This window comes from Aquibacillus kalidii, assembly GCF_014280935.1.
Lineage (GTDB): Bacteria > Bacillota > Bacilli > Bacillales > Amphibacillaceae > Aquibacillus_D > Aquibacillus_D kalidii.
Genome location: NZ_JACLZI010000038.1, coordinates 55,669 through 65,741 on the forward strand (window position 1 = coordinate 55,669; position 10,073 = coordinate 65,741).

A 10,073-nucleotide genomic window follows, 5' to 3' on the forward strand; every position below is an offset into this window, starting at 1 on the left:
CTATCATAGCATAGGAGTTGTCGTATATGCCAAAAGCAAAAAAGTCAGAAAATATCTACTTTTATATGAAGTGAAAATTGTTCTTGCTTTCCTAGTCTATCGACGTTACCATTATAGTGGTAACATCTTAGAAAGGACGTCGAAATATGGATAAACGTGTATATTTGTTAACAATTGTCTCATTTGTAGTAGGAATGGTTGAATTAATTATCGGAGGAATTCTCGATTTAGTAGCTCAAGATTTACAAATTAGCGTGGGAAAGGCTGGTCTTTTCATCACCGTTTTTTCACTTGTATTTGCTATAGCTGCCCCGATTTTATTAACTGCTACCGCAAAAATGGAAAGAAAAAAACTTATGCTTTCCGCTCTATTTATTTTTTTACTCGGAAATATTCTTTCTGTGCTTAGTCCAACTTTCACTATTTTATTAGTTGCACGAATTATTTCTGCAGCTAGTGGATCATTACTTGTTGTTTTGTGCGTAACGATAGCCTCTAACATTGTAGAGAAACAATTCCGTGCACGTGCAATTGGAATTGTCTTTATGGGGGTTAGTGGATCGCTTGTCTTAGGCATGCCAATTGGTTTAATGCTAGGAAACGCCTTTGGATGGAGAGCGCCATTCCTCCTAATTTCTTTATTAACCCTTTTCTCGATGACAGGTGTCTATTTCTTTATGGAGAAGGTAAACCCTAAACCTTCTGTTCCACTTAAACAACAGCTACAAACATTAAAGAATCGTAAAATACTATTTGCACAATTAACAACATTTTTATTCTTAGCTGGCCATTTAACTCTTTATGGGTATTTAACACCTTTTGTAAAATCAGTTCTAGGCCTTGAAGGTTCTTGGGTGAGTATCATTTACCTTCTATTCGGTATATCTGCCGTAGTAGGCGGAGGGATCGGTGGTACGTTTGCCGATAAATTTGGTGCTAAAAAAACTATACTGGGTGTTACGATAGCTTTTGCTTTATCCATATTCGCTATACCATATACAACATTTGCACTCCCACTATTTTTAATTGTTATGATGATCTGGGGGGCATTAAGTTGGGCAGTTACACCAGCTATGCAAAGTTATCTAATTGAGACATCACCTGAAACGGCAGATGTACAGCAAAGCCTTAATAATTCTGCACTTCATTTCGGAATTGCATTTGGTTCATTAATTGGTGGAATAGTCATTGATCATGCTTCAGTCCAACAAAATGCAACGGTTGGGGGAGTTTTTGTACTGATTGCCCTAGGTGCGGCTGTTATTTCGATGACCAAGAGGGAAAAAGTAAGCTCCATCGCAGTATCAGATAGCTTTTAATTTATGAAGAAAAGCAAATGTAACGTTTGCTTTTCTTTTTCATTCCTATCGTTTTATTGAAACCTTATAAAGATTCTTTTCGTATATTAATTACAAACAAACGGAGAGGAGGATTATAGATGTTAGATAAATTCATCAAAAATGTTTTTAAACATAGTGGAAGTAGCAGTAGTAGAAAAAAACATCGTCGTGTTTTCAGCTCGAGTGGCCGCAAAAAATACCGACGCTCAAGCAGTAGTGGATTTCGAAAACATTCAGGATTTCACGGGAGTCATCGATACAAGCGCAAAGGATATGGGCATAGCAGTAGCTAGAAGTCATAAGTAATTTAAAACCTGGACTACATCTTCCATTACTTCTGCTGTATCGGAATATGGTTGTTCGATGCCAAGCAAACGTTTTAATAGGTGACTAGTTTTTGGATGGATCTCTAACTCTTCCATCCAAGATCTACCCCTTTTAATGCTCGAGTGATAGGTGGAGTATAATAAAAAAAGCAAAAAGTCACCTAAATCATAATAATCTTCTCGTAGCAGGGCAACCTTATCATTCCTACTGCAGTTTCCAAGTTCTTCTGCTAAACCAAAATCTATTAAATAAAGTGCCGAGTCTTTCATGATCACATTAGGAATTCTAATATCCCCATGAACGACTTCTTTTGAGTGAATATAGCTTGTTATTTCTACTAGCTCCTTAAACATTTCCAGACACTTTGTTTCGTTAAATTTCCCCTTTTCGTAAAACAAAATTTCTTCAAGATTTTCTCCGTCTATTAATTCCATTGTGTAGAAATCATGTTTATCAATAGTGAACTTTTCAAGTAAACTAGGTATCCTTGGATGATGTAGCTTGCCAAGTATGTCCGTTTCTTTTTGATATACTCTACTAATCTCCTGTCTTCTTTTACTTTTTGTCATTTGCTTTAGAACACAGAGGTTATCTTCTTTCGAATCACGACATAAGTAAGTCATTCCATAACTTCCAATACCGATGAATGACTCAATTTTATACCTGTTATGGATAAGGTCATTTTTTTTATAATGCCTATCTACTAAAAGTCTATATCCCCTCTTCATAAATTTAAATGGACCATTCATATATATTCCCCATTCCCTAATGGTGCCTGTCACCACCCGTTTTTTGTCGAAAAAAAGGGATGAGAATTACTTTAAATTCTCACCCCTTTTTCTTCGATGGTGCTATCACCTTTCTTCAGATGGGCTCGTTTTTTTTAAGAAGAAAGCAAATACAATTCCTACAGCACTAACAATGCCCGCTACAATAAAAGCAACGTTGACGCCATGAATCACACCTTCCATGCCATGTACTTTAGGATCTAAAGCACTATTCGTCATAATGGTAACTAATAGCGCAGTACCAATTGAACCAGATACCTGTCTCATCGTATTGTTCATAGCTGTCCCATGAGGGATTAACTTAATAGGTAACTGATTTAAACCTGCAGTTGTTACAGGCATCATAACCATCGCTACTCCGAACATCCTCAGTGCATTTACTACTGATAAGTAGGTAAACGAAGTGGTTGTCGATAAATTTGCAAACAGAAATGTCGAGCATGTCACAATGATTAACCCAATAATGGCAAGCCACTTTGCTCCAACCTTATCGAAGATCCTTCCTGTAATTGGGTTCATAATCCCCATTAAAACAGCACCTGGTAGTAGCATTAACCCGGACTGAAAGGCAGTGTAATCATGCATATTTTGCATATATATCGGTAATATCGTTGCTCCACCTATCATCGAAATAAATACGATAACTCCTAAAATAGTAGATAGTGTAAACACTCCATACTTAAAAACTTTAAATTCCAGTATTGGATTATCCAAATGAAATTGTCTATAGATAAATAGTACAAGTGAAGCAACACCAATTAATATCGTGCTGATTACGATTAAGCTTCCCCATCCATAATTACCTGCACTACTAAACCCATACAAAATTCCCCCAAAACCAATCGTCGACAGAATAACAGATAGGACATCTAGTTTCGGAAAGGTCCGTTTCGTTACATTTTTCAGTAAAAAATAAGCAAAAATAAAATCTAAAACCGCTATTGGTATAATAATATAAAAGAGTGATCGCCATGGATAATTTTCTACCATCCAACCGGATAAAGTCGGGCCGATTGCTGGTGCAAAGGCAATAACTAATCCAAATAACCCCATAGCTTGCCCCCGTTTTTCTATGGGAAAAATGACAAAAAATACTGTTTGCATCAATGGCATCATAATCCCTGCCCCTGACGCCTGTACAATCCTTCCTACAATAAGCATAGAAAAGCTAGGTGCAAATGCACATATAATTGTTCCCAGTCCAAATAGCCCCATGGCTGTTAGAAACAAACTTCTTGTTGTGAATTTTTCTATCAAAAAAGCAGTAATCGGAATCATGACACCATTCACTAACATAAATACTGTCGTTAGCCATTGTGCAGTATTAGCCGTGATGTCTAGATCTGCCATAATGTGTGGCAGAGCTGTTGCAAGTAATGTTTGATTCAAAATTGCGGCAAATGCCCCAGAAATTAGAATAGCGATTAATGGTCCCTTTTTAATTTCTGGAACTCCTTGTGTTTGTGTACCTTCCATACAATTACCTCGTTACTTAATTTATTTACTTAGCTAACCACTAAGTATTCTATTGTATAGTTTGCTACTTAAAAATTAAATAATCAAATATTTCGTTTATTATCCACCTTCATTTGGTATATTTATCTAAACTACAAACAAAGGAAGTGATAGACGTGATATTGGAGGCAGTTATGCTTCAGGTTAAGGATGGAATGGAAGATGAGTATGAAATGGCATTTAAAGAAGCATCTCTTATCATATCATCTATGAAGGGGTATGATTCACACGAACTTCATCGATGCATCGAGATAAAAGGAAAATATTTATTACTGGTAAGATGGCACAACTTAGAGGATCATGTAATTGGGTTTAGAGAATCACCGCAATATTTAGAATGGAAAGAGCTATTACATCCTTTTTATGATCCATTCCCAAATGTAGAGCATTTTGAGAATATACCACTAACATCTTAACTTTAACGCAAAGGGAGCTCCTTTTAGAACCTCCCTTTGCCATCTTTTATAAAGATTATGTAGAAAGAAAATCAATCGTGCCATCGTCTCGACCGATAATCAGTTCATTTGCCATATCGACAAACAACCCATTTTCTACAACACCCGGTATCATATTTAATGCTTGATCCAACTGTTTTGCATCGCTTATCGTATTAAAATGACAATCCACTATATAGTTTCCATTATCGGTTACTACTGGATCGCGCTCTTCCCTCCGTAATTGAGGTAGACACCCCAATGCAGCAATCTGTTTACTTGTGATCTCCCATCCAAACGGAACAATTTCCACAGGTAAAGGAAAATGCCCTAATTCCGGAACATATTTTGATTGATCCACTACTATAACTAAACGACGAGAAATGGAAGCAATCATCTTTTCTCGCAAAAGTGCACCTCCACCGCCTTTAATAAGCTCCAAATTGGAATTTGCTTCATCGGCACCATCAATAGTTAGATCAATGTCATTTACATCAGACAGTGACAGTAATGGTATATCTAGCTGGTTAGCAAGTTTTTCCGTTTGCTTAGATGTTGGTACTCCCTGAATATTTAATCCACCTTTTACTAGTTCCCCTAGCTTCTGAATTGTCCAATAAACAGTTGATCCTGTCCCCAGTCCTAAAACCATACCATCTTTAATGAATTCCGTTGCTTTCTCCCCTGCAAGTTGCTTACTTTTTGTCGACACTTACATTCACCTCTTATCAAATGATTATAAACTCCAATTCAATTGTTAACAATTGGTAACATCTTTGTAAGAAATAATCTTTCAGAAGTAGCCTTTCCCTTTTATCTTTTCTTTTTATCTGGAATATACTTCGTGAAATAAGCAGCAGCAAGGATCGTCAGAATCGACAATGACCAAATAATTAGTCCCTCCCAAGGAAAGTTAATGGCTAACCCAATTGTTTGAATTATTACACTCAACATTAAGAAAATCATGGTTAGTTTTTTCTTCAAATGGAAAACCTCCTTCTAATTAATGCGTTTTGTTATTACGATATATAGTCCACTATAGTGTAACATCTAATGAATTTACAAAAAAACGGAAAAGACCAATCATACGTTGGTCCTTTCCGTTTCGGTGCTAATCCCTTTTAAAATAAAGGTAACTGATCTAAATTATTCTCTTTAATACCATCTGGCTCACTTCGAATAATATCCCGACCATATTTATGAAATACATCAACATGTGCCAGTTTCCCTGCTTTTGCTTGATCAAGTGCTTGAAAATAGTCTAACTCGATTCCACTGCTCGTCTTGAAAGCAATCATGTCACCGTCATCATTTTTACGAACAGCAACATTTCTTCTTTGGATCCATTTAAATCTTCAGCTGCCTCTTCTTTTGCCTGTTCCAAACTATCTGATTTATACTGTTGAAAAACATTTTCAAAATCTCTTCTATTGTTCTCCATTTCATTCACACCTCCCGAAGGTATGTTAGTATGCTCTAGAAAAACCGGAATTATAATACACCGCATGTACTCGATATATGTTAAGTAACATCCGTTTAATACTAGGCTCTTTTCACAAATTTTGTGCTCTCAGAATGACGCAGTTGAGATAAAATCCGTCATAGTGTAATGTTCAGCTTGAAAAGGATGAGTGCAACGTTGATTTCCGTAGCGGCACCTAATAAGTTACTTCGTATTTTATACAAATTATGACAAACACAGCACCCGTTACAAAAAGAAGCTTAAATCAAAATTGGTTAGAATCTATAAGTACTTAAAAGGACATAATAAAGATCATTAGGAAGTTTAGAAACTGACATAAAGGAGTAATATTATTATGAATTTTGATTTGACTTCAATAAGCAGTGACATGCCTGATTTTCATAACCATGAACAAGCAAGGGAATGGTTTAAAGATCAATTTGAAAATAGATTTACACTTGGAGACAGCACCATAATCAATGGTAAGAGAACATATTACTACCACCTGATAAAAGATCCAGAAAAGTACCATCAATATATGGAAAGCTTTTCAAAAAAAGATCACGACATAACAAACTTTCATACCTTTGAAAGCTACTCCACTATCGAAATTAATGAAGATGGAGATATCAGTTTTTCTATATAAACAAATTTCAATCATTTTAAACCAAAAAGACCAAATCCTGATTACAAATCAAGATTTGGTCTTTTATTGTTGGACCTTTGTCCTTTTATATTTCCACATCATGTACCGATATCGAATCGTACAACCAATACAATATCCCATTAATGCTATACCAGCTGCAGCAACTACCATTAAACTGAACACATACCCTAAAGTGTCTAATTTCAGGGAGAAAAATAAAACAGACAAGCCTAAGCATATTGTTGCTATCCACTGATTGAATAATTGCTGATTTTTATCTTCCTGAAGATACTTGTCCAATGGTTTCCTTAAGAAACGCTTGCTAAAAAGAATAACAGGATTCTTCTTTACAACTAAGGTATATATCCCAACGATAAATGGTAAAAGTAGTATTCCTTTATAAAAAATTAAAGCAAGGATAACTGTACTTACGATAAATAATTGATTTAGTTGAACCAATGGCTTAGGAATTCCCAAAAGTCTTCCCCCCTTCACTTAAACCTAATTATACACATTAAATTACTAGGAATAAAGAATAACACTCTATACATTTCACTTTTATAAAGAATATTGTAATTCAATCAATACACCGTACAGACGCCCTCCCACTTCTAGTGCAGATGTCATCTACTATATTAAAATATGTCAGGAGTGGATGTTATGAAGCTTAAATTAGAAAAGTTTGTCGATAAGCTACCGATTATGGACACGTTACAACCTAAAAGATTTACGAAAAACGGAACACCTTATTATGAAGTGCGTATGGAGGAATTTAATAGCAAGCTACACCGCGACTTACCACCTACTCGGCTGTGGGGATATAATGGTCAGGTACCAGGCCCGACCATCGAAGTGAATAAAGGAGAACCTATAAAAGTTAAATGGATGAACAATCTTCCAACTAATCACTTTCTACCGGTAGATTGGTCGATTCTTAATCCCGAACTTCCGGAAGTACGTACGGTTACGCATCTACACGGTGGAGAAACACCAACACCAAGTGATGGCTATCCTGAAGCATGGTTTACTAAGGGCTTTAAGCAAGTGGGTCCAGCATTTGAAAAAGAAGTCTATGAATACCCTAACAACCAACGCGCTACTATGCTTTGGTACCACGATCATGCTATGGGCATTACTAGACTCAACAACTACGCCGGGCTGTCTGGTACGTATATTATCCGTGATAAACATGAAAAAACATTAAACCTACCAGCTGAAGCGTATGAGATTCCACTCGTTATTCAAGATCGTTCCTTTAACCGAGATGGTTCACTATCCTATCCAAAACAGCCAGAAGATTCCTCTGAGGACTTACCTAATCCTTCTATAGTCCCAGCATTTACTGGCGATACCATTCTTACAAATGGTAAAGTATGGCCTTATTTGGAAGTGGAACCACGTAAATACCGTTTTCGCATCTTAAATGCTTCCAATACACGTGGGTATGAATTACACCTAGATTCTGGACAAAAAATCTACCAAATCGGATCTGATGGTGGACTGCTAGAAAAAACGGTACGAATGGAGACTGTTTCCTTAGAGCCTTCGGAACGGGCTGATGTTGTATTAGACTTTTCTAAATATGAAGGAGATACGATTGTACTGAAAAATAAACTTGGCTCCAATGCCTCACCTGACGATGAAACAGATGATGTCTTACAATTCAGAGTGAATAAACCTCTCACCAAACAAGATACTAGCAGGTTACCAGTTAGATTATCAACCATTCCTTCTTTAAAACAAAGTTCTATAGCTGCAATTAGAAATTTAAATTTAGTCGGTTCAACTGATGGGTACAGTAGACCATTATTATTGTTAAATAATAAGCGTTGGGATGAACCTGTTACGGAGAAACCTCAATTAGGTTCCACAGAGATTTGGGCCTTCAAAAACTTGACCAACTTTACACATCCTATGCATATTCATCTTATTCAGTTTCAACTATTAGATCGACAACCCTTTGATCTTGACAGATATAATAAGGATGGGCAGATCATTTATACCGGACCACCAAAACCACCCGCAGCAAACGAAAGAGGGTGGAAAGATACAGTTGCAGCACCTTCTGCTCAAATAACCCGTGTCATTGCTAGATTTGGTCCTTATACAGGAGACTATGTATGGCATTGTCATATTCTCGAGCATGAGGATTATGACATGATGCGTCCGTTTAGAGTAATAAATCCAAAACAATAATAACCACATACACTCGAATATGACGATTTGATCAAAATATTCGAGTGTACCAAAAAATTACATTAGATTACATTTCCAACTTATTTCTTTTCCTGTAAAATATAGGAAATCAGTTAGTACAAATTTAACATTAATGAAATAAACTGGCCTCAGCAAATGAAGCCAGTTTATTTCATCTATTGAAAGCAACTCTGATTTAACCAAGTGCAACATCTAATATCATCATGAGTGTAAACCCAACCATTAGTGTCATAGAGGCCAAATCTTTATTTCCATTCTCTTGTGAACCAGGTATTACTTCTTCTGCAACAACAAAAATCATAGCACCTGCAGCAAAGCTAAGTGCAAATGGAAGGATTGGTTGCATAAGTGTAACAGCCAAAACCCCTATAATGGCAGCTATAGGTTCTACCATTCCAGAAAACTGTCCATACAAAAAACTTTTACGTCGTGACATACCATCTCTTCTTAGTGGCATGGAAACGGCAGTACCTTCTGGCAAGTTCTGAATCCCTATCCCTATGGCTAATGAAACAGCACCCGCTAAAGAAGCCGAGTCAAATCCTGCTGCCACAGCTCCAAATGCTACCCCTATTGCCAAGCCTTCAGGAATATTGTGTAAAGTAATCGCAAGAACAAGTAATGTACTCCTTCTTCTATTAGTCGGATGAATTCCTTCCGCATCCTTCATTTGAGAGTTAGGGTGTAAGTGCGGAATTAATTTATCAATTCCCCACAAGAATACCGCACCTAGCATAAAACCTATAGCCGCTGGAAGCCAGGCAGGCATAGGTCCGTCTTCTGCCATATCTAAGGCTGGGGAAAGCAATGACCAAAAACTTGCTGCAATCATAACGCCTCCGGCAAAACCGAGCATCGAATCTAATAGCTTTTGATTAAAAGTTTTTGTAGTAAATACTAAAGCAGCCCCTATTGCAGTCATTCCCCATGTAAATAGGGTTCCAAGTGTTGCTTGTGCTAATGGATTCAATGTTTCAAAGAATTCAACCATCTTTATCAGTCCCTTCTACATTACATCGGATCGATTTATTTAAAAAAATTAAAGTCATTAATCAATATATGCGTTTATGACAAAATGTTTCCCATGCGAAAAATTTTACTCCCGTATTCACTTACTGTCAATTTTTATTTTATTCCCGTTCCTCTAATTACAACTAATTATAACGTGCCTTTGACCTTCTATTACACAATTCCATGCTTTGTTAACAGACTTCTTTTGCACACATCTCCACTTTCCAATGACGTATTAGAGATAAAATCTGCAGTAACTGAATTCTTTAATTTATTGAGTGCAAATGCGACGCTGTGGAAAAATACTCGCTTTCCGTGGGGAACGCTTCAGCC

General features: G+C 36.6%; 11 protein-coding genes and 1 pseudogene. 5 read left to right on the plus strand and 7 right to left on the minus strand.

From position 1 onward, the window contains the following. The first annotated feature begins 146 nt into the window (after positions 1-146). Both H7K77_RS11030 and H7K77_RS21525 read left to right on the plus strand, forming a co-directional pair. Positions 147-1,319, plus strand: coding sequence for an MFS transporter (locus H7K77_RS11030; RefSeq protein ID WP_186577899.1), 1,173 nt, complete (start codon positions 147-149; stop codon positions 1,317-1,319). Between the two features lie 204 nt (positions 1,320-1,523). Further along, entirely contained in the window at positions 1,524-1,646 is a 123-nt protein-coding gene (locus tag H7K77_RS21525; RefSeq protein WP_268911912.1) for a hypothetical protein, read from the plus strand. Here H7K77_RS21525 and H7K77_RS11035 read toward each other — a convergent pair. Both H7K77_RS11035 and H7K77_RS11040 read right to left on the minus strand, forming a co-directional pair. Next, positions 1,637-2,416, minus strand: a complete 780-nt coding sequence (locus H7K77_RS11035; RefSeq protein WP_186577900.1) for a serine/threonine protein kinase — start codon at positions 2,414-2,416, stop codon at positions 1,637-1,639. The two genes, H7K77_RS21525 and H7K77_RS11035, sit on opposite strands and share 10 nt — an antisense overlap. Before the next feature lie 105 nt (positions 2,417-2,521). Beyond that, positions 2,522-3,931 (minus strand): MDR family MFS transporter, encoded by a 1,410-nt coding sequence (locus tag H7K77_RS11040; protein WP_186577901.1) that lies wholly within the window; start codon positions 3,929-3,931, stop codon positions 2,522-2,524. Positions 3,932-4,086: 155 nt separating this feature from the next. Between H7K77_RS11040 and H7K77_RS11045 the strand changes: the two genes are divergently transcribed. Continuing rightward, a complete protein-coding gene (locus H7K77_RS11045) occupies positions 4,087-4,386 on the plus strand; it encodes an antibiotic biosynthesis monooxygenase family protein (RefSeq protein ID WP_186577902.1) in 300 nt (99 codons plus the stop codon). Positions 4,387-4,441: 55 nt separating this feature from the next. Here H7K77_RS11045 and rpiA read toward each other — a convergent pair whose 3' ends face one another. From rpiA to H7K77_RS11060, 3 genes and pseudogenes are all read right to left on the minus strand, one after another. After that, a complete protein-coding gene (gene rpiA / locus H7K77_RS11050) occupies positions 4,442-5,116 on the minus strand; it encodes a ribose-5-phosphate isomerase RpiA (RefSeq protein ID WP_186577903.1) in 675 nt (224 codons plus the stop codon). A gap of 101 nt (positions 5,117-5,217) precedes the next feature. Further along, on the minus strand, positions 5,218-5,388 hold the full coding sequence (locus tag H7K77_RS11055; RefSeq protein ID WP_186577904.1) for a hypothetical protein: 171 nt from the start codon (positions 5,386-5,388) through the stop codon (positions 5,218-5,220). Between the two features lie 137 nt (positions 5,389-5,525). After that, positions 5,526-5,845: pseudogene (locus H7K77_RS11060) on the minus strand (DUF3892 domain-containing protein). 376 nt (positions 5,846-6,221) lie between these two features. Here H7K77_RS11060 and H7K77_RS11065 point away from each other — a divergent pair. Next, on the plus strand, positions 6,222-6,512 hold the full coding sequence (locus tag H7K77_RS11065; RefSeq protein ID WP_186577905.1) for a hypothetical protein: 291 nt from the start codon (positions 6,222-6,224) through the stop codon (positions 6,510-6,512). Between the two features lie 63 nt (positions 6,513-6,575). On the opposite strand, the gene H7K77_RS11070 is transcribed toward H7K77_RS11065, so the two are convergent. Continuing rightward, positions 6,576-6,989, minus strand: coding sequence for a DUF4395 domain-containing protein (locus tag H7K77_RS11070; RefSeq protein WP_186577906.1), 414 nt, complete (start codon positions 6,987-6,989; stop codon positions 6,576-6,578). Between the two features lie 183 nt (positions 6,990-7,172). Here H7K77_RS11070 and H7K77_RS11075 point away from each other — a divergent pair, with 183 nt between their 5' ends. Beyond that, entirely contained in the window at positions 7,173-8,708 is a 1,536-nt protein-coding gene (locus H7K77_RS11075) for a multicopper oxidase family protein (protein ID WP_186577907.1), read from the plus strand. A gap of 196 nt (positions 8,709-8,904) precedes the next feature. Here H7K77_RS11075 and H7K77_RS11080 read toward each other — a convergent pair whose 3' ends face one another. Next, on the minus strand, positions 8,905-9,720 hold the full coding sequence (locus tag H7K77_RS11080) for a ZIP family metal transporter (protein WP_186577908.1): 816 nt from the start codon (positions 9,718-9,720) through the stop codon (positions 8,905-8,907). Positions 9,721-10,073: the final 353 nt, after the last annotated feature.

Excerpts from the sequence above, each read along its gene's own strand:
- H7K77_RS11080 (WP_186577908.1), bottom strand. The coding sequence starts at position 9,720 with ATGGTTGAATTCTTTGAAACATTGAATCCATTAGCACAAGCAACACTT.
- H7K77_RS11075 (WP_186577907.1), top strand. The coding sequence starts at position 7,173 with ATGAAGCTTAAATTAGAAAAGTTTGTCGATAAGCTACCGATTATGGAC.
- H7K77_RS11030 (WP_186577899.1), top strand. The coding sequence starts at position 147 with ATGGATAAACGTGTATATTTGTTAACAATTGTCTCATTTGTAGTAGGA.
- H7K77_RS11040 (WP_186577901.1), bottom strand. The coding sequence starts at position 3,931 with ATGGAAGGTACACAAACACAAGGAGTTCCAGAAATTAAAAAGGGACCA.
- H7K77_RS11035 (WP_186577900.1), bottom strand. The coding sequence starts at position 2,416 with ATGAATGGTCCATTTAAATTTATGAAGAGGGGATATAGACTTTTAGTA.
- H7K77_RS11065 (WP_186577905.1), top strand. The coding sequence starts at position 6,222 with ATGAATTTTGATTTGACTTCAATAAGCAGTGACATGCCTGATTTTCAT.